The sequence below is a fragment of the Bacillus sp. 205(2023) genome, assembly GCF_037027485.1.
GTDB classification, from domain to species: domain Bacteria; phylum Bacillota; class Bacilli; order Bacillales; family Bacillaceae; genus Bacillus; species Bacillus halotolerans.
Window position 1 is genome coordinate 99,117 of the sequence record NZ_JAXCHF010000002.1, and the last position, 18,498, is coordinate 117,614.

The 18,498-nt window shown below is 44.9% G+C and carries 17 protein-coding genes; 2 read left to right on the forward strand and 15 right to left on the reverse strand.

The features are described from left to right. Positions 1-4: 4 nt before the first annotated feature. From WA325_RS08030 to spo0F, 11 genes are all read right to left on the reverse strand, one after another. Entirely contained in the window at positions 5-964 is a 960-nt protein-coding gene (locus tag WA325_RS08030; RefSeq protein ID WP_024123182.1) for an AEC family transporter, read from the reverse strand. 81 nt (positions 965-1,045) lie between these two features. Continuing rightward, entirely contained in the window at positions 1,046-2,743 is a 1,698-nt protein-coding gene (malS, locus tag WA325_RS08035) for an oxaloacetate-decarboxylating malate dehydrogenase (protein ID WP_336183430.1), read from the reverse strand. 288 nt (positions 2,744-3,031) lie between these two features. Continuing rightward, a complete protein-coding gene (locus WA325_RS08040) occupies positions 3,032-3,619 on the reverse strand; it encodes a thymidine kinase (RefSeq protein WP_024123184.1) in 588 nt (195 codons plus the stop codon). 89 nt (positions 3,620-3,708) lie between these two features. After that, positions 3,709-3,909 (reverse strand): 50S ribosomal protein L31, encoded by a 201-nt coding sequence (rpmE, locus tag WA325_RS08045; protein ID WP_003151132.1) that lies wholly within the window; start codon positions 3,907-3,909, stop codon positions 3,709-3,711. Between the two features lie 119 nt (positions 3,910-4,028). Next, positions 4,029-5,312 carry a transcription termination factor Rho gene (rho, locus tag WA325_RS08050; RefSeq protein ID WP_010332253.1) on the reverse strand — a complete coding sequence of 428 codons (1,284 nt, stop codon included), beginning with the start codon at positions 5,310-5,312 and terminating at the stop codon, positions 4,029-4,031. A 31-nt stretch (positions 5,313-5,343) separates the two neighbouring features. Continuing rightward, on the reverse strand, positions 5,344-5,505 hold the full coding sequence (locus WA325_RS08055; protein WP_032731180.1) for a hypothetical protein: 162 nt from the start codon (positions 5,503-5,505) through the stop codon (positions 5,344-5,346). Between the two features lie 214 nt (positions 5,506-5,719). Further along, positions 5,720-6,685, reverse strand: coding sequence for a class II fructose-bisphosphatase (glpX, locus tag WA325_RS08060; protein WP_044159762.1), 966 nt, complete (start codon positions 6,683-6,685; stop codon positions 5,720-5,722). Between the two features lie 31 nt (positions 6,686-6,716). Next, positions 6,717-8,006 (reverse strand): UDP-N-acetylglucosamine 1-carboxyvinyltransferase, encoded by a 1,290-nt coding sequence (locus WA325_RS08065; RefSeq protein ID WP_336183431.1) that lies wholly within the window; start codon positions 8,004-8,006, stop codon positions 6,717-6,719. A 376-nt stretch (positions 8,007-8,382) separates the two neighbouring features. Continuing rightward, the gene (gene fsa / locus WA325_RS08070; RefSeq protein WP_024123188.1) at positions 8,383-9,021 is read right to left on the reverse strand and encodes a fructose-6-phosphate aldolase; all 639 of its coding nucleotides are present in this window, start codon (positions 9,019-9,021) and stop codon (positions 8,383-8,385) included. A 117-nt stretch (positions 9,022-9,138) separates the two neighbouring features. Then, positions 9,139-9,996: a class II fructose-bisphosphate aldolase gene (locus tag WA325_RS08075; RefSeq protein ID WP_024123189.1), complete on the reverse strand. Its 858-nt coding sequence runs from the start codon at positions 9,994-9,996 to the stop codon at positions 9,139-9,141. 180 nt (positions 9,997-10,176) lie between these two features. Beyond that, a complete protein-coding gene (gene spo0F / locus WA325_RS08080; RefSeq protein ID WP_003227621.1) occupies positions 10,177-10,551 on the reverse strand; it encodes a sporulation initiation phosphotransferase Spo0F in 375 nt (124 codons plus the stop codon). 165 nt (positions 10,552-10,716) lie between these two features. On the opposite strand from spo0F, the gene WA325_RS08085 reads away from it, so the two are divergent. Further along, the gene (locus WA325_RS08085) at positions 10,717-11,238 is read left to right on the forward strand and encodes a DUF2529 domain-containing protein (RefSeq protein WP_326324455.1); all 522 of its coding nucleotides are present in this window, start codon (positions 10,717-10,719) and stop codon (positions 11,236-11,238) included. An 82-nt stretch (positions 11,239-11,320) separates the two neighbouring features. Here the strand turns inward: WA325_RS08085 and pyrG are convergent, their stop codons facing one another. From pyrG to WA325_RS08105, 4 genes are all read right to left on the reverse strand, one after another. Then, on the reverse strand, positions 11,321-12,928 hold the full coding sequence (gene pyrG / locus WA325_RS08090) for a glutamine hydrolyzing CTP synthase (RefSeq protein WP_095712807.1): 1,608 nt from the start codon (positions 12,926-12,928) through the stop codon (positions 11,321-11,323). A gap of 243 nt (positions 12,929-13,171) precedes the next feature. Continuing rightward, positions 13,172-13,705 (reverse strand): DNA-directed RNA polymerase subunit delta, encoded by a 534-nt coding sequence (gene rpoE / locus WA325_RS08095; protein WP_202852759.1) that lies wholly within the window; start codon positions 13,703-13,705, stop codon positions 13,172-13,174. A gap of 182 nt (positions 13,706-13,887) precedes the next feature. Further along, complete coding sequence (acdA, locus tag WA325_RS08100) at positions 13,888-15,027, reverse strand: acyl-CoA dehydrogenase AcdA (protein ID WP_336183432.1); 1,140 nt, start codon at positions 15,025-15,027, stop codon at positions 13,888-13,890. Then, positions 15,024-17,141: a heterodisulfide reductase-related iron-sulfur binding cluster gene (locus tag WA325_RS08105; RefSeq protein ID WP_336183433.1), complete on the reverse strand. Its 2,118-nt coding sequence runs from the start codon at positions 17,139-17,141 to the stop codon at positions 15,024-15,026. Before WA325_RS08105 ends, acdA begins: the two co-directional genes overlap by 4 nt. 155 nt (positions 17,142-17,296) lie before the next feature. On the opposite strand from WA325_RS08105, the gene cls reads away from it, so the two are divergent. Then, positions 17,297-18,496, forward strand: coding sequence for a cardiolipin synthase (gene cls / locus WA325_RS08110; protein WP_202852762.1), 1,200 nt, complete (start codon positions 17,297-17,299; stop codon positions 18,494-18,496). Positions 18,497-18,498 lie beyond the last annotated feature (2 nt).

Genomic DNA, 18,498 nt, shown 5'->3' on the forward strand with positions numbered 1-18,498 from the left:
TTGATTACGCAGTAAGCGCAATAATAATTGGAAGTGAAATCAATGACAGAATCGCACTGATCACAAACGCAGTCGCAGTTTCTTCCTCTTGTTTCTCGAAACGAGTCGCAATCATGGCTGCAACGGCAGAACCAGGGAATGCAACAAGAAGGATCGCTTTTGTTGTTTGGTCAGCTGGAAGTCCGACTGCAAGAGCAATCAGGAACATTAACGCAGGCTGAACCGCAACTTTTAGTAACGCAATACCGATAGCCGGCAGACTGAGTTTAATTTTACGAATACCAACGGTAACACCGACAGCAAAGAGAGCAACACCAGATGTTGTGCTTCCAAGCTGATCAAGCATTTTAACACCCAGCTCAGGAAGAGTGAAATTGAAAACCAGCACTAAGATCATACTGATTAACGGAGCAGCTGCAAGCGGCTCACAAAGACCATGCAGAATTGATTTCCCTGTCATCTTCCAGAAACTGTCGCCGCTCTCTTCGTTTTTCTTAGAAGACTCACCCACTGTAGCAACAATGATCGCAAGCGGATCAAGAATCGCGTTAACAACGATACCTGTTACAGCGATCGGAATCGCAACCTCTTGCGCACCGAACAAGCTTCCCAATACAGGAATACCCATAAATGCGAATGTCGGCTGTGCAGAGTTCAAAGAAAATACGGATGAGTTCGTTAAATCATACTTAAAGACAAATCTGCAAACCAATAGAATGATGATATAGAAACCAACAATTCCGATAAGTAAAGAAACCATTAATGGAACTTGTGATAAAAATTCACTTCTGGAAGTTGTCAAAATACCAGCGATAAAGTGAGCTGGAAGTGCGTATTTCGTTACTAACGTACTTACCCCTTTTGCTGACTTGGCATCATAACTTCCGAAATGTCCTGCAAACCAACCCAGCACGATAACAAAGAAGATCGGTGCCAGGAGGATTAAGATATCTAAGATGCTCAAAATATTCTCCTCCAAATCCTATGTCCGTATACTTTAGCTTTATTCAAAGCTTTCCCTCGGACAGAAAAATTACACGCTCAATTATTTTGCGATGACTTTTTTGTATTCAGGTGTCCACATTGCATCAAGAACAGCTTGTTTTACATCTTCAGGCTGACGATTTGCTACGCCGTCTTTGATCGCTGCTTCAGCTACAGCAATGGCAACTTGAATAGATACTTCTTGAAGCTTGTCGATGCTTGGAAGCAATCCAGCTCCAGGTGTTTCAAAATCAACCATTTCAGCAATCGCATCAGCTGTTGCAGCAAACATAGCAGGCGTAATAACACGCGCTTCAGCTACGATTGAACCAAGGCCAAGACCAGGGAATGCGAATGCGTTGTTAGATTGTCCGATTTCATAAGAAACGCCATTGTACTCGACATTGTCAAATGGGCTTCCTGTTGCTACAAGCACTTTTCCGTCAGTCCATTTGAACAGATCTTCAGGAACAGCTTCTGCAAGGTGAGTCGGGTTAGACATCGGCATGATCACCGGACGGTCTACGTGAGATGCCATCTCTTTCACAATTTCCTCTGTGAACGCTCCTGAAACCCCTGAAGTGCCGATTAAGATCGTTGGTTTTGCTTGGCGAACCACTTCATCGAATGAAATTTGGTCTTTTTCATCACGTTTCCAGTCTTTCACTTCTGCTGCACTGCGAAGGTAAGGTTTTTGGAAATCAAGGATGCCTTCCATATCGTCTGTTAACAGGCCTCTGTAATCAAGTGTGAAGAACGCTTTGTTTGCTTCTTCTTCAGATAATCCAGCAAGCACCATTGTGTCACGGATTTGGTCAGCAATACCGATACCAGCTGAACCTGCACCGAAGACAACTACACGCTGATCTTTAATAGATGCGCCTGTTTTCTTCATAGCAGCAAGCACACCAGCAAGTGTAATTGCGCCTGTACCTTGAATATCATCGTTGAATGTCAGGATTTCGTTGTTGTATTTTTTCATGATATTGCGCGCGTTTTTGTTTCCAAAGTCTTCCCAGTGAAGAAGCGCTTTAGGGAAGAATTTAAGCGCAGCTTTTACATACGCATCAACGAATTCTTCATAACGTTCATCAGAAATACGTTCATGATGGTTACCAATGTATAAAGGATCATTTAAAAGTTTTTCGTTGTTTGTACCGACATCAAGCACTACAGGGATAACACGGCTAGGGTCAATACCAGCTGCAGCAGTGTAAACAGCCAATTTACCGATAGCGATGTTAATACCGCCTACACCCCAGTCACCGATACCAAGGATACTTTCAGAGTCAGTTGCAACGATAAGATCAATATCGCCTGCTGTCGCATGAAGGTTTTCAAAAGCCTTTTCAATACCGTCAATGTTGTCGATTGACAAGTAGATACCTTGAGGTCTTCTGTATTCATGGCTGTATTCTTGAATTGCTTCACCAACTGTTGGTGTGTACACAACAGGAAGCATTTCACGAAGGTGATTTTGCAGCAATTTATAGAAAAGAACTTCATTGCGGTTAGCAAGATCATTTAAGTAAACATTTTGACGAAGGCGGTCTGGCTGAGCTTTAAATTGCTCGTATGCGCGTTTTGCTTGTTGATCAAGAGAAAGTACAGTTGGCGGAAGAAGTCCTTCTAAGCCAAGTTCTTGTCTTTCTTCTAATGTAAAAGCAACACCTTTATTTAAAGTAGGAATAGATAAAACTTCTTTTCCTCTTAATGTTGTTTCTAAATGGCCTTCCTTAGTTTTTTTAATGTTATTCAAGCAAATCTCCTTCTTTCTTGAAATAGTTAACCAAGTTAAGTAATAACTCATCTAAAAATAACCGATCATGATCTTTATGCGACTTTGTGACAATTATTCGAACAATGTCTCAAAACTATTTACATTACGTTAGTTATTTTATGCCTGTCAAAATCAAAATTCAAGGGAAGAAAATTACTTAATTTTTTAATACACTTAATTAAATTTTTTAATTGATTGTTATCAGAATATATAAAAAAACACCAGCTTTTCGGCCGGTGCTTTCTATCTTTTTACCCATGTTTTGTATTAGTTTTTAGATTTTCCCGGGACTTCGTGATGATGTCTGCATCTTGCTTCATAGGATTCGGACGCCCCCACCAGAATGACCGGATCATCATAAGAAGCCGGCTTTCCGTCAATGAGCCGCTGTGTTCTGCTTGCCGGTGATCCGCAGACGGAACAGACGGCCTGCAGCTTCGTCACACTTTCAGCGATGGCCATAATATCCGGCACAACGCCGAACGGCTCTCCTCTGAAATCCATATCAAGGCCCGCCGCGATCACACGGTAGCCTTTATCGGCAAGAGACGATAAAACACCAATGATTGACCGATCGAAGAATTGAACCTCGTCCACTGCAATCACATCCGTGCTCTCACTGATATGATTCCAAATGTCCTCAGCCGAAGAAATGGCATAGCTCGTCATAGATGTTCCATTATGGGAAACAACAGCATCCTCGCTGTATCGATTGTCAATCACAGGTTTAAAGACCCTGACCTCCTGCTTGGCATAAGTTGCTCTCTTCACTCTTCTGATCAGCTCTTCAGATTTTCCCGAGAACATGCTGCCGCAAATCAGCTCCAGCCACCCGCTTTGCTTCATTATGTACATTGGCTCTGCTCCCCTCTCTCTGCCAGCTGTGTTTTTGACAATATAAAAAACAGGCAAGAAGTGCTTCTTGCCTGTTGAAAAATCTATTATTACTTAAGACCGTATTTTTTATTAAAGCGATCAACACGACCATCAGCAGAAGCGAATTTTTGACGGCCAGTGTAGAATGGGTGGCATTCAGAGCAAATCTCAACGCGTACCTCTTCTTTTACTGAGCCTGTTTCAAATTCATTTCCGCAAGCGCATTTAACTGTTGCTTTTTTGAAATTAGGATGAATTCCTGCTTTCATTGTATCCATCTCCTTCCGCCCTGAATCCCGTGTGGAAACAGAGTTAACTATTTCGGAGCATTGTCCGAAACGCATATGAGAAAATTATATCAGTGATTTACTTCTTTTGCAAATAGATTTTATCGTCTGGCTGATGATAGATTTGCCTGTTTCCATTCTTGATTGAGAATATCGAAAAATTCCTGGTTTGTTTTGGTTTTTTTCATTTTTCTCATGAATTTTTCCGCGAAATCAGGCGAATCTGACATCGTTTTGCGGATAGACCATAAACGATCAAGATGCTCTTTAGGCACAAGCAACTCTTCCTTTCGCGTTCCAGAACGGCGAATATCGATGGCAGGGAAGATGCGGCGTTCTGCCAGAGAGCGGTCAAGATGAAGCTCCATGTTGCCCGTTCCTTTGAATTCTTCATAGATGACATCATCCATACGGGATCCTGTATCAACAAGAGCAGTGGCGAGGATCGTTAAGCTTCCGCCCTCTTCGATATTTCTCGCCGCCCCGAAGAAACGCTTCGGACGGTGGAACGCTGCCGGGTCAATCCCTCCGGAAAGTGTTCTTCCGCTCGGCGGAATCACTAAGTTGTAGGCGCGGGCCAGACGTGTGATACTGTCCATCAGGATAATGACGTCTTTCTTGTGTTCAACGAGGCGCATAGCGCGTTCAAGCACAAGCTCGGCTACTTTGATATGGTTTTCCGGCACTTCATCAAACGTTGAGCTGACGACATCCCCAGCAACAGAACGCTCAATGTCTGTAACCTCTTCCGGTCTTTCGTCAATCAACAGCACAATCAGCTCTGCTTCAGGCTGGTTCGCTGTAATGCTGTTGGCGATTTCCTTCAGCAGCATCGTTTTCCCGGCTTTCGGCGGCGCAACAATCAAACCGCGCTGGCCAAAGCCTACCGGCGCCATCATGTCCATAATTCTTGTAGACAAGAAATTCGGTTTTGTTTCGAGCACCATATGGCGGTCTGGATAAAGCGGAGTAAGGGCTGGGAAGTGAACGCGCTCTTTTGCCGATTCCGGATCATCTCCATTTACCGCTTCAACGTGCAAAAGTCCATAATAGCGCTCGTTTTCTTTTGGCGGGCGAACCTTGCCTGATACTTTGTCTCCGTTCCGTAAATCGAAACGACGGATTTGTGAAGCTGAGATGTAAATGTCTTCAGAGCTTGGAGAATAGTTAATCGGTCTCAGGAAGCCAAATCCCTCTGATTGGATGATCTCAAGAACACCTTCCATAAACAGAAGATCTTCCTGCTCTGCATTCGCTTTCAGAATGGCGAAAATCAGTTCTTTTTTTGTCAGTTTGCTGTAGTAGGAGATTTTATAATGTCTTGCAAGTTCATATAGCTCTTTCAATTTCATATTTTCCAAAGAGGAAATAGATACGTCTTTCATAAAAAACACCACGCTTTTCATAGTCAATATCTTACTTTACACATGTAATCTGCTGCTTTTGCACAACATCCGCCAAAGCACATTCTTTTTTTAACATAAAGGAACTTCTATCGGTAACACTTCCACCCATGATCGGCGCTTTTGTTAAAAGGATTGTCTTAATGAGTTTTGAAGGAAGCGAGGACAAAAACATGAGAAGATCAATACTTATATCGTCTGTATGCGGTAGAAATTGAAACTTTCCTAGTGCTTAAAAGAAGGAATTACGCAGTTAAAAATCGCAGCACTCTTTATTTTTACCTTATTTCAAACAATTATTCAACTGAAATAAGGTTTTGACACGCAATTGATAGGGTTGTCTCTTTTTTGCAAAAGAAAAGCGGGTCAACACCCGCTTTTTCTCTTTGTTATGGACGGATTACGAGATTTGGTTTTTTCTTCAGGCTGTGTCTGCCGTCAACGAAACGGACAGTTCCTGACTTCGCACGGATGACCAAGCTTTCAGTCGTGCCGACAGACCCTTTGAATTGAACGCCTTTTAACAGCTCGCCGTCAGTTACGCCGGTAGCCGCAAAAATCGCGTCATCGCCTCTCACAAGGTCTTCCATACGCAGCACTTTGCTTAAATCAAGGCCCATTTTGTTGCAGCGTATGATTTCTTCCTCGCTTTGCGGAAGAAGTTTACCGATAATTTCTCCGCCCAGCGCTTTTAACGCTACAGCAGATAGGACGCCTTCAGGAGCACCGCCTGATCCGAACAGGATGTCTACGCCTGTGTGGTCGAAAGCCGTGTTGATGGCGCCTGCGACATCCCCGTCATTGATCAGTTTGATTCTGGCGCCGGCCTCGCGAAGCTCGGAAATGATTTTTTCGTGTCTATCACGGTTTAAAATGGTGGCAACGACGTCCTCGACGTCTTTGTTTTTCGCTTTTGCTACCGCTTTAAGGTTATCAATGACTGGAGCTTCAATATCAATGCAGCCCACTGCTTCCGGACCGACTGCGATTTTCTGCATATACATATCTGGAGCGTTTAAAAGCGTGCCGTGGTCCGCAACTGCAATGACCGTCAGCGCATTCCAGCCGCCGCTTGCCAAAATGTTTGTGCCTTCGAGAGGATCAACGGCGACATCGACACGCGGACCGTACCCGTTTCCGAGTTTTTCCCCGATATAAAGCATCGGTGCTTCGTCCATTTCCCCTTCTCCGATCACAACCGTTCCTTTCATCGGAACTGTATCAAAAACGTCTCTCATTGCGCTTGTTGCTGCTTCATCAGCCTCGTCTTTTTTTCCCCGGCCCATCCATCTTGCAGATGCTAATGCCGCAGCTTCAGTCACACGAACCAATTCCATTGATAAACTTCTTTCCATCTCAACACGATCTCCTCTCGCAAATAACCAATTAAGAATTTTGCAGCTGTTCTATCTCTTCATCAGTCATTCTCTCGCGCCAGATTGTGGCTCCCAGACCCTCGAGTTTTTTCTCAAGGCTGCTGTATCCGCGATCAATATGTTCCAGACCTGTAATTTCTGTGACGCCGTCGGCCATCAGCCCGGCAACCACTAAACAGGCTCCGGCCCGCAGATCGCTCGCCTTGACCTTAGCGCCTTGAAGGTCGACAGGTCCCGTTATGATTGCAGATCTGCCCTCTACCTTCATATTAGCGCCCATTCGTCTCAGCTCATCAATATGCTTGAATCTCGCCGAATAGATGGTGTCAGTCACGACGCTTGTCCCTTTTGCTCTCGTCAAAAGCGCTGTCATCGGCTGCTGCAAATCAGTCGGAAAGCCCGGGTATACTAGGGTTTTTACATCAACCGGCTTTAGGTTTTTCTGCCCGCCGACAATAAGCAGCTGGTCGTCGCTTGTCTCAATGTGAAAGCCCATTTCTCTCAGCTTTGCTGTTAAGGACTCAAGGTGTGTCGGGATTACATTATCGATGATGACCTCTTTGCCCATCGCAGCACCGGCAATCATAAATGTTCCGGCCTCAATTCTGTCCGGGATGATCGTATGTTTGCAGCCGTGCAGTTCCTTTACGCCATCGATTCGGATTACGTTGGTTCCAGCGCCTTTGATTTTTGCGCCCATGCTGGTGAGCAGTGTCGCGACATCAATAATCTCCGGCTCTTTCGCAGCGTTTTCAATGATGGTTTTCCCTTCTGCCAAAACTGCCGCAAGCATAATGTTAATCGTTGCCCCGACGCTTACGACATCTAAATATATACGTGCGCCTCTCAGCCTTTCAGCGCGCAAATAAATCGCGCCCTGTTCATTGGTCACTTCAGCTCCGAGCGCTTCGAAGCCCTTGATGTGTTGGTCAATCGGACGGGGGCCCAAGTGGCAGCCGCCAGGCAATCCGATGACGGCCTGTTTAAAGCGGCCGAGAATCGCCCCCATTAAATAATACGACGCGCGCAGTTTTTTCACTTTTCCGTTAGGAAGCGGCATGCTGATCATTGATGTGGGGTCTACAATCATATCCCCATTCTCAAAATGCACATTGCCGCCGATTTCCTGTAACAGGTCACGCAGCGTTTCAATATCTGAAATCTCAGGAAGCCCTTCTATTGTCACCTCGGAATTTGCCAAAATGGTTGCTGGTATTAATGCAACAGCACTGTTTTTAGCGCCGCTGATGTGTACTGTACCGTTTAACGAGTCACCGCCGGCAATATTCAACTTTTCCATGATAGTCTCCTTCCATAAGAAGATAGCTGCGGAGCTAAATAAAATGGCATTTTATTCTGTCTCTGCAAATAAAGCTCATGTCCAAAATCTAGCCAATTCGAAGAGAAAGAATACAACACATTGTAAAATATCAGGAAGAAAATAGCGAAGGTTTGCGGGGGCATAGGTTTCAAAAAATCGACAGAGACCCGCCGGCTAAAGAGACATCTTCGTCATCCGGCAAAAGCAGCACGCAACCCTCATTCCGATATCAGCTTCTGCAGCCCAATGATTCCTTCTCTGTAAGCGGCGTGCATCTGAAGGTCCGCTGGATCAGGACGGTGAAAAGCAAAGGCCGCGGCAAACAGACACTACACTCTGTTTGCCGCCGCTTGAATTACTTGTTCCAGTCTGCTAGGAATTGTTCGATTCCTTTGTCTGTTAACGGGTGCTTTGTCAGCTGATAAATGACTTTAAGCGGCATTGTGCCGATATGAGCCCCTCTTAATGCAGCTTCAGTTACATGCTGAGGATGGCGGATTGACGCCGCGATGATTTGCGTATCAAGCCCGTGGATATCAAAAATCTGCTTGACTTCTGAAATCAGGTCAAGCCCGTTATGGCCGATATCATCTAAGCGGCCTAAGAATGGAGATACATATGTAGCGCCCGCTCTTGCAGCAAGAAGCGCTTGGTTTGCATTGAAGATCAATGTGACATTTGTTTTGATGTTTAAGTCAGTAAGTGCTTTTACGGCTTTTAAACCGTCAGCCGTCATCGGGATTTTCACCGTGATGTTCGGAGCGATTTTCGCCAGTTCTTTTCCTTCCTCGATCATTTCCTCAGCTTTCAGAGAAATAACCTCCGCGCTTACAGAGCCCGGAACGACTTCTGTGATTTCACGAAGGCGGTCATGGAATGATACGTTAGCTTCTTTTGCTACTAAACTAGGATTCGTTGTTACACCGGCAAGAACTCCTAATTCATACGCTTCTTTAATCTCATCGATATTGGCAGTATCAATAAAAAATAACATTTACAAAAGCCTCCCTGAGTAAGAATTTTCAGAACTGTGAATATGATTGCGCTTTCTAAAGATAGACGGAAAACCGCCTGTCAAGCTGTCAGGCGGCTATAAAAAGTTCCAATTGAATTAAGCTTGGTTTGAAGAACCAAATTCACGCATTTTACCGATAACAGTTTCTTTAATCGCTTCGCGAGCAGGTCCAAGGTATTTACGAGGATCGTACTCATCAGGCTTAGCTGCCAACGTTTCGCGAACAGCTTTTGCAGAAGAAATTTGGTTTTCAGTATTTACGTTGATTTTAGCTGTACCAAGTGAGATTGATTTTTTGATGTCAGCAGTCGGAATTCCAGTACCGCCGTGAAGAACGAGCGGAAGACCAGTTGAATTTCCGATCTCTTCCATTTCTTTGAAGCCAAGGTTTGGCTCACCTTTGTAAGGGCCGTGAACAGAACCTAATGCAGGTGCAAGGCAGTCGATGCCAGTGCGCTCAACAAGCTCTTGGCACTCTTTAGGATCAGCGTAGATTACGCCTTCAGCGATAACGTCGTCCTCTTGTCCGCCGACTGTTCCTAGCTCAGCTTCTACAGATACACCGTGGAAATGAGCAAGCTCAACAACTTTAGAAGTTGTTGCTACGTTTTCTTCAAATGGATGGTGAGAAGCGTCGATCATTACAGATGTGAAACCTGCATGAATCGCTTTCGCACAAGATTCAAAGCTTGAACCGTGGTCTAAGTGGATCGCAACAGGAACTGTCACTTTGTACTCTTCCATTAGTGCTTTTACCATAGCTACGACTGTTTTGAAGCCGCCCATGTAGCGTCCCGCACCTTCGGAAACACCAAGGATCACTGGAGATTTTTCTTCTTCAGCTGCTTGTAAAATCGCTTGAGTAAACTCAAGGTTGTTTAAGTTAAATTGTCCTACAGCATAACCTTTTTCTTTAGCTGTATTCAACATTTCCGTCATTGAAACTAAAGGCATGTCGAATGTCCTCCTTATGTAGCCTGATTGTCTTCTAGCGAAAAAAGCTTTCCACCCTAGCATGACCCATAATTTGCTGTCATATGTAAATACTCAGATCGCTTTTTCTCCATAACTAGAATACCAACTTTTCGACAAATCGGCAACACAATGAGCTCATTCAATTGTTTCTTCTTTTTGTCAGTTAGACTTCAGGGGCAGATATTTTTTGACGGCGTCTCTGATTTCGTCGATGTCAAACGGCTTCGCAAAGTGCGTCAATGCGCCCAGTTCCTTTGATTCCTGGATCATATCGAGTTCTCCGTAAGCCGTCATGATGATCACGCGGATGTTTTCGTCAATGACTTTCATCCGTTTTAAAATTTCGATTCCGTCCATGCCGGGAATTTTCATATCCAGAAGGACAAGGTCCGGACGTTCTTTTGTCACAATATCAAGCGCTTGAAGGCCGTTCGCAGCCTGAAATGTCTGATAGCCCTCTTTATTGAACACTTCGTTAAGCAAAATACGTATTCCGTATTGATCATCAACGATTAAAATTTTTTCATTCATCATTTTACACCCCAATATTATGATTTTCGTCAAAAGTAAGCAGTAGTTTATGTATTCTGTTTGATTTTCCTATTTCCTTTAATTATAATAGTCTACTTTACGACATTTTCTGAGCATTTTCTCTTTTGTTGTATACTGTTATTGTACGTTATAAAGGAGGATTCACTTATGTTGAAAATATTTACGACACAGTTAACAGGTATTTTTTCCCGCATTCAGGATAAGGAATCTGACGCGATTGAAGATGGGGCGCGATTGCTTGCTCAAGCGGTGGTCAGCGGACATTCCATATATATATACGGGGCAAATGAGCTTCAGGGCGTCTTATATGAGGCTACCGAAAGCAAAGAGCCGCTTCCTTCCGTCAAAGCGTTTCCCGCCAACGCGGATGAAGTCACAGAAAGCGACAGGGTGCTGATGTTTTGCTCAGGGACAGGTACAGATGAAGAACAGGCGCTCGCGAAAGAGCTTTATGAAAAAGGCGCGGGAGTCGTTTGCGTATCGCCGGCAGTCAAAGACAGCGCCGGAATCGAACAATATTGCGATGTGCATATTGATTCGAAGCTGAAAATGCCGCTCGTTCCCGATGAAGACGGCACCCGTTACGGCTTCCCTTCATTAATGACAGCATTGTATGTCTACCATGCTCTATCATTTACATTAAAAGAAATTTTGCAAGAGTATGCATAATCACTTATTGTACATTCTGTATCTTGCCGGAAACAAATAAAAAAGACTTGTCCGCTTTTGACAAACGGCAAGTCTTTTTTTATTACTTCTGATTTGCAGCCTCAACAGACGCTCCGATAAAGCCTTTGAATAATGGCTGAGGTCTTGTCGGTCTTGACTTGAACTCTGGGTGGAACTGAGAAGCCACAAACCAAGGATGGTCTTTCAGCTCGATAATTTCAACAAGGCGTCCGTCCGGGCTGGTGCCTGAGAATACGAAGCCTTGGTCTTCCATTTGCTGTCTGAATTCGTTGTTGAATTCATAACGGTGGCGGTGACGCTCGTACACCACTTCATCCTGATACACTTCAAATGCTTTCGTGCCCTCTTCAAGCTTACAAGGGTAAAGGCCGAGACGAAGTGTTCCTCCAAGATCTTCAACATCCTTCTGTTCAGGAAGAAGGTCGATGATCGGGTATTGAGTTGACGGATCAATTTCCGCAGAGTGAGCGCCTTTTAAGCCTAATACGTTTCGGGCATACTCAATAGATGCAACCTGCATGCCTAAGCAAATGCCCAAGAACGGAATCTTGTTTTCGCGCGCATGTTTTGTCGCAATGATTTTACCTTCAACACCGCGGTCACCGAAGCCGCCCGGTACGATAATACCGTCTGTGCCGCTAGTAAGCTCTCCGATGTTGCTTTCTGTTACTTCCTCAGCGTTAATCCATTTCACTTTTACATCTGTGTCAAACGCGTAGCCCGCGTGGCGAAGTGATTCAACGACAGAGATGTAAGCGTCAGGAAGCTCAACATATTTTCCGACAAGTCCGATTGTGGTCGTTTGAGACAGGTTGCTGACTTTGTTTACAAGCTCTTTCCACTCGGACATTTCCGCTTCTTTGCATTCCAGCTGCATGTGCTGGCAAACAAGCTTATCAAGTCCTTGCTTTTGAAGCTCAAGCGGAATGGAATAGAGGTTGTCCGCATCTTCACATTCAATAACCGCTTTTGTATCAATGTCGCAGAATAATGCGATTTTGTCCTTCATATCTTGAGAAATCGGCATTTCTGTACGAACAACGATAATGTTTGGCTGAATGCCCAGGCTTCTTAATTCTTTTACGCTGTGCTGTGTCGGTTTTGTTTTCAGTTCGCCGGCTGCTTTAATGTAAGGCACAAGTGTACAGTGGATGTACATCACGTTTTCACGGCCGATGTCACTCTTCATTTGGCGGATCGCTTCAAGGAATGGCAGGGATTCGATGTCTCCGACAGTACCGCCGATTTCTGTAATCACGACATCCGCGTTTGTTTCTTTACCTGCGCGGTATACGCGGTCTTTCAATTCATTTGTGATGTGCGGAATAACCTGCACTGTTCCGCCGAGGTAATCTCCGCGGCGTTCTTTTTTAAGAACTGTTGAATAGATTTTACCTGTTGTTACGTTGCTGAATTTATTCAGGTTGATGTCGATAAAACGCTCATAGTGGCCCAGGTCTAAGTCTGTTTCAGCGCCGTCATCTGTTACGAATACTTCACCGTGCTGGTACGGGCTCATTGTTCCCGGATCGACGTTGATGTATGGATCGAATTTTTGAATGGTGACGTTCAGTCCGCGGTTTTTCAGCAAACGCCCTAATGAAGCTGCTACAATTCCCTTTCCAAGTGAGGATACGACTCCCCCGGTTACAAAAATATATTTCGTCATTTCGTTTGCTCCTCTCTTCGCTCTAAGCTACATTTCTTAAAATGTACCGTTTTATAGGAAATCATTTAGCCTTTTAAATGATTTATAAGAAAAATGAGGGGTGAAAATAAGAAAGCTCCCTTTCAATTTCTTGAAAGGGAGCATAACGTTCTATGTTCTCTCTTCGTTTTTGAAGAGCCCAAAATACATACTACATAGTTCGACTATGAAAGTCAAGATCGATTTGAGGATGAAATTCTTTTACTATTTTTTATCCTCATCGCCTTCATCATAGTCATCATCTTCTTCCTCTTCATCGTCATCAATGAGATCATCGTCAATTTCGAGCTCGTCTTCGTCGTCGTCTTCATCGATATCGTCAAACTCATCAGCATCGAGATCAAGTTCTTCCTCAACCTCAGCCAAATCGAGGTCGTCTTCGTCAACCTCTTCAAATTCATCAAGATCAAGATCTTCTTCAACAGCTTTTTTCGCTTTTTTCTTTTTCGCCTTAACTGTCGGCTGTGTTTCTTCATCAAGCTGATCGTACGGATACCAGCTGCGAAGGCCCCAAGTCTGGTCAGAGAGCGCCAAGAAGCGGCCGTCAATGTTTAAATCTGTATAAAATTGTGCGACGCGGTCTCCAAGCTCTTCTTTTTTCACGCCGAGCAATGATGCAATTTCATTTAAAAGCTCCTGAAAAGGAACTGGTTTTTTATGATCTTCAAATAATTCGTGAGCGATTTCAACTAAAGCCATTTCCTTTAGCTGTTCCTGTGAATATTGTTTGATACCCAAGGTCGGACACTCCCTTTCTATTACTTATATGTATCTGTTTTATCAATAATGAAAGCGATATTGTATCGTTCTTATACAAACCATACCTCTCATTATAAACAAAATAAAACAGAATATGCTACCCTTAACAGCGTTAATTTAAATAATTTTACAAGAGTGATCCGACTGATAGATGTTTTGCCTTATTCTGCGAGCATTCTGGAGATAACCAGCCTTTGAATTTCTTGGGTGCCTTCGTAGATTTGCGTAATTTTCGCGTCGCGCATATAGCGTTCAACCGGATAATCCTTCGTATAGCCGTAGCCGCCGAAAATCTGCACAGCTTCGGTCGTTACCTTCATTGCCGTATCCCCTGCCAGCAGTTTGGACATAGCGGAGGCTTTTCCATACGGAAGGCCTGACGATTCCAGCCATGCCGCCTGATAGGTCAGTAGCCTTGAAGCTTCTATCATTGTCGCCATATCTGCAAGTTTAAAAGCTATGCCCTGCTGCTCGGCGATCGATTTGCCGAACTGGTTTCTTTCTTTTGCGTATTGAAGCGCCGCATCAAGCGCTCCCTGGGCGATGCCAACAGCCTGCGCCGCAATGCCGTTTCTTCCTCCGTCAAGCGTCTTCATCGCGATTTTGAAGCCTTCCCCTTCTTCACCGAGACGATTTTCTGCGGGAACGACACAGTCTTCGAAGATGATCTCTGTTGTCGGAGAAGAACGGATGCCTAGTTTCTTTTCTTTCTTGCCTGCCAAAAATCCTTCAAAATCCTTTTCTACAATAAAAGCGGAAATGCCTTTTTTCTTTTTCTCAGCGTCAGTGACTGCAAACACAATATAAATATCAGCGGCGCCGCCGTTTGTGATAAACACTTTTGATCCGTTTAATACATAGTCATCACCGATTCGCTCAGCGGTTGTTTTCATCCCGCCGGCGTCTGAACCGGAGCCCGCTTCAGTCAAAGCGAAAGCCCCGATTTTCTGCCCAAGGGCCAGCTGTGTTAAGTACGCTGCCTTTTGTTCTTCTGTGCCAAATGCAAACAGCGGCCAGCCGCAAAGCGAGATATGGGCTGAAAGCGTCACGCCGGTGGAGGCGCAGACTTTTGACAGTTCCTCCACCGCTATGACATAAGCCAGGTAGTCACTTCCGATTCCGCCGTAAGCTTCAGGCCACGGAATCCCCGTTAATCCTAAATCCGCCATTTCCCGAAACAGGTCACGATCGAAGCGTTCTTGTTCGTCACGTTCTGCCGCTGTGGGTGCAACCTCATGCTTCGCAAAATCACGAACCAATTTCCGAATCATTTCGTGTTCTTCTGTTAATGAAAAATTCATCGCTTTTCCCCCATTGTCATATCAGCGCCCAAGACAGATTGAGCCAGAAGCTCCGCGACGTCATACGTTTTGACACGATCTTCCGCTTCTTTTGCCTTTGTGCCGTCCCCAAGCATCGTGAGGCAGTACGGACAGCCGGAGCTGATTACCGACGGATTGACTGCCAGCGCTTGCTCTGTTCTGGCGACATTAATCCTGTTGCCTGACTCTTCCTCCATCCACATCAAGCCTCCGCCAGCTCCGCAGCACATGCCGATTTCCCGGTTTCTCTCCATTTCAATAAGCCGCACACCCGGAATGGCTTTTAAAATTTCTCTCGGCGGATCATAGACTTCGTTGTACCGTCCCAAGTAGCACGAGTCGTGGAAGGTGATCGTTTCATGAACTGGGTGCTGCGGTTTTAGTTTCCCGCTCTTCACAAGATCGGCCAGCACTTCCGTATGATGATACACTTCGCCTTCAAAGCCGAAATCAGGATATTCGTTTTTAAATAAATTGTATGCGTGCGGATCAATCGTAACGATTTTTTTCACATTATTTTTTTCAAATTCCGAGATATTCTTTTCGGCCAGTTCTTGAAATAAAAATTCATTTCCGAGGCGGCGCGGGGTGTCCCCTGAATTTTTTTCTTTGTTGCCGAGGATCGCAAAGGTCACACCTGCTTGGTTCAGCAGTCTTGCAAAGGAGATGGCGATCTTTTGGCTTCTGTTGTCGTATGAACCCATGGAACCGACCCAAAAAAGATATTCGAATTCTTTTTCCTCTTTTTTTAATTCTTTTACTGTCGGAATATCGGCATCTGGGGCTGCGTCGCGCCAATTTTCACGTTCCTTGCGGTTGAGGCCCCACGGATTTCCCTGCCGCTCAATACTCGTCATCGCCCGCTGTGCGTCACTGTCCATTTTTCCTTCAGTCAGCACGAGATAGCGGCGAAGATCAATGATTTTATCAACATGCTCGTTCATGACGGGGCACTGATCTTCACAGTTCCGGCAAGTGGTGCAGGCCCAAATTTCTTCTTCGGTAATGACATCGCCGATTAAGCTCGGACTGTAATCAAGCGCGGCGGCGGCTTCCTGTGATCCGCTCCCAGAGGCTGCCGCAGCCAGCTGGTTCCCTTTCGTATGCCGGAATGCTGCAGCCGGCACCCATGGCGAGCGCGAAGTGACGGCAGCGCCTTTTTCTGTGAGGTGGTCCCTGAGGCGTAAAATTAAATCCATCGGCGACAGCATTTTTCCGGTGCCTGTCGCAGGGCACATATTGGTGCAGCGGCCGCACTCGACACACGCATACAGATCAATCAACTGGGACTGCCTGAAATCCTCAATTTTTCCCGCTCCGTAGCTTTCTTTCGTTTCGTCTGTGAAATCAATTTTTTCGAGCTTTCCGGACGCTTCAAGCCTGTTGAAAAAGACGTTGGCAGGACCGGCAATTAAATGAGCGTGCTTTGACTGCGGCACATACACTAAAAAGCTCAGTAAAAACAGCAGATGCACCCACCATGCGATATAGAAAATCACCGTAGCGCCCGTCTCCCCGACGCCGCCAAGCAAAAACGCGATGCCTGAAGCGATCGGCTCGCTCCAAGAAAGCCCGTGATCATGCCAGATCAGATTCATTGCGTTCCCCAGTAAAACCGTCAGCATTAAACCGCCGATAAAAATGAGAACAAGTCCAGATTTAAAGCCTCGTTTCAGCCTGACGAGCTTTTCGATATAGCGTCTGTAAAATGCCCAGCCAACCGCAATTAAGATCAGAAACGTAACGATTTCCTGAAAAAAAGTGAAGGCGGGATAGATCGGGCCAAGCGGCAGATTTCGATCTGGGACCAGCCCTTTGATGATAAAGTCAATCGCTCCGAACTGAACCAATATAAAGCCGTAGAAAAACATGACGTGAATGATGCCGCTTTTCTTATCCTTGAGCAGTTTTTTCTGCCCGAATACATTCACCCATATGGCCTGAAGCCGTTCCTTGATCCGTTTATCGAACTGTTCCTTTTGGCCAAGCCTGATGTAAGCAAGCCTTGTTTTGACCAAATAGACAAACAAATAAACAGCGTAAGCGGTTACAATCAGAAATAATAATGCATTGACAATGAGAAAGCCACTCATTCCAATTCCCCCTTTTTACTGATGAAGACCGTGATCCCCTGCCCCAAAATCTGTATAAGATTATCTTTATGATAAATAATGAATGAGTGTTCAGTCAATAATTAAATTCCTGCTGTTCGGGCACACTACCTACAACTACGGAAAGGAGTGCCGGGATGAAGGTATTTTTCGTGATTCTCATCGTTGTCATCATACTATTGGCTTTAATCCTGCTGGATATCTTTAAGGGCCGCGCCGCATACAAAAAGAAAGCGTACGAGCCTGTTTTTTCAAAAAAGAAAAGTGATATCGAATTGATTCACTGCGGCGCTGATCTTGTTGAACGGATGATGGAGGATATACGCGATGCCGTCTCTTCCGTTCACGTGATGTTTTTCATTATGAAAAACGATGAGGTCAGCCACAATATGTTCACACTGCTGAAAACAAAAGCCCAGGCCGGCGTATCGGTTTATTTGCTTCTGGATTGGTCGGGCAGCCAAAAAATTAAAAAACCGGCGCTGGAGACGATGAAAAACGCCGGCGTTCACGTTCATTTTCTGAATCGGCCCCGTTTCCCTTATTTCTTTTTTCATATACAAAAACGAAATCACCGGAAAATTGCTGTGATGGATGGAAAAGTCGGCTATGTCGGCGGGTTTAACATTGGTGAGGAATACCTTGGGAAGAAGGCGAAGTTCGGCAATTGGGAGGATTATCATCTGCGTATGACGGGAGAAGGTGTCCGAGATCTTCAAACGCTTTTTACAGCCGACCTGAAACGAAATACCGGATCAGCCGAACTGGGTCCGGATGTTTGGCCTGAGCTTCCCCAAGGGAATATCCCTCATAAGATTTATGCGACTGACGGCTATTCTCTTGAAAAAACGTATTTGGCAAATATCGCACAGGCAAAAGAGCGCATTACGATTTGCACGCCATATTATATTCCGACTAAACCGCTTCAGCAGGCTTTGGTCAAAGCAAGAAAAAATGGTGTAGACGTTACGTTGATTGTGCCGATGAAATCAGATCACCCGCTGGTCAGAGAAGCTGCTTTTACATATTATTCGGACCTGCTGGATGCCGGCTGTCTCATCTACCGTTTTTACCAAGGGTTTTATCATGTGAAAGCCTTGATCATTGACGATCACTTCAGCATCATCGGCACAGCCAATTTTGATCAGCGCAGCCTGTTTTTAAATGAAGAGGTAAACGTTGAAATTGATGATGTTGCATTTACAAAAGAAGTCTATGCCACGATTGAAGAGGATATTAAAAAGTCGGAGCTGCTGACAAAAGAAAATTTCAAAAAGCGCACGTTCAGGCAGCGACCGGCGGAATGGCTCGGTAAAGCATTATCTTATTTTTTATAAAG

Bases quoted from the DNA above. Each gene is read 5' to 3' on its own strand.
- spo0F (WP_003227621.1), bottom strand. From the start codon at position 10,551: ATGATGAATGAAAAAATTTTAATCGTTGATGATCAATACGGAATACGT.
- WA325_RS08055 (WP_032731180.1), bottom strand. From the start codon at position 5,505: ATGTTTTTGTCCTCGCTTCCTTCAAAACTCATTAAGACAATCCTTTTA.
- WA325_RS08085 (WP_326324455.1), top strand. From the start codon at position 10,717: ATGTTGAAAATATTTACGACACAGTTAACAGGTATTTTTTCCCGCATT.
- rpmE (WP_003151132.1), bottom strand. From the start codon at position 3,909: ATGAAAGCAGGAATTCATCCTAATTTCAAAAAAGCAACAGTTAAATGC.
- WA325_RS08105 (WP_336183433.1), bottom strand. From the start codon at position 17,141: ATGAGTGGCTTTCTCATTGTCAATGCATTATTATTTCTGATTGTAACC.
- rho (WP_010332253.1), bottom strand. From the start codon at position 5,312: ATGAAAGACGTATCTATTTCCTCTTTGGAAAATATGAAATTGAAAGAG.
- WA325_RS08040 (WP_024123184.1), bottom strand. From the start codon at position 3,619: ATGTACATAATGAAGCAAAGCGGGTGGCTGGAGCTGATTTGCGGCAGC.
- WA325_RS08065 (WP_336183431.1), bottom strand. From the start codon at position 8,006: ATGGAAAAGTTGAATATTGCCGGCGGTGACTCGTTAAACGGTACAGTA.
- WA325_RS08075 (WP_024123189.1), bottom strand. From the start codon at position 9,996: ATGCCTTTAGTTTCAATGACGGAAATGTTGAATACAGCTAAAGAAAAA.
- pyrG (WP_095712807.1), bottom strand. From the start codon at position 12,928: ATGACGAAATATATTTTTGTAACCGGGGGAGTCGTATCCTCACTTGGA.
- glpX (WP_044159762.1), bottom strand. From the start codon at position 6,685: ATGGAAAGAAGTTTATCAATGGAATTGGTTCGTGTGACTGAAGCTGCG.
- acdA (WP_336183432.1), bottom strand. From the start codon at position 15,027: ATGAATTTTTCATTAACAGAAGAACACGAAATGATTCGGAAATTGGTT.
- cls (WP_202852762.1), top strand. From the start codon at position 17,297: ATGAAGGTATTTTTCGTGATTCTCATCGTTGTCATCATACTATTGGCT.
- fsa (WP_024123188.1), bottom strand. From the start codon at position 9,021: ATGTTATTTTTTATTGATACTGCCAATATCGATGAGATTAAAGAAGCG.